Origin of the sequence: Gluconobacter sp. Gdi (assembly GCF_014132155.1) — a bacterium.
Taxonomy (GTDB): Bacteria; Pseudomonadota; Alphaproteobacteria; order Acetobacterales; family Acetobacteraceae; genus Gluconobacter.
This window is the reverse complement of the sequence record NZ_BLJQ01000088.1, coordinates 1-275: the sequence shown is the minus strand read 5'-3', so window position 1 is coordinate 275 and position 275 is coordinate 1. Positions and strand designations below refer to the sequence as shown.

General features: G+C 67.6%; 1 protein-coding gene. It reads left to right on the top strand.

Going from position 1 to position 275, the window contains the following annotated elements; translation table 11 throughout:
• Positions 1-251 (top strand): hypothetical protein (locus tag JN414_RS16605; protein WP_202208896.1); only part of this gene is annotated, 251 nt, incomplete at its 5' end.
• Positions 252-275 lie beyond the last annotated feature (24 nt).

Below are 275 nucleotides of genomic sequence, written 5' to 3'. Positions count from 1 at the left end.
GACAGAGAGACGATGTCGCCGAGGTCACAGTGCAGGCCCAGGGTTTCGGGAACCGTGACCGCCCAGATCTGCCGGGACGTGGCCCAGAGACGGCCCTGCAGGGTCGCGATGGTCTGGGCATCGTCCTGACGGCTCAGGGCCGTGATGACGGCGTCCGGATCGGAGGGCTGGCGCCATTGCGCCTTGATCCGCATATCCAGCCAGACCGCATTGCGATCGGCCACGGCCACCAGGGCCTGCCGGTCGGCTGAAGACTGGGGATGCAAAGCGGTGCC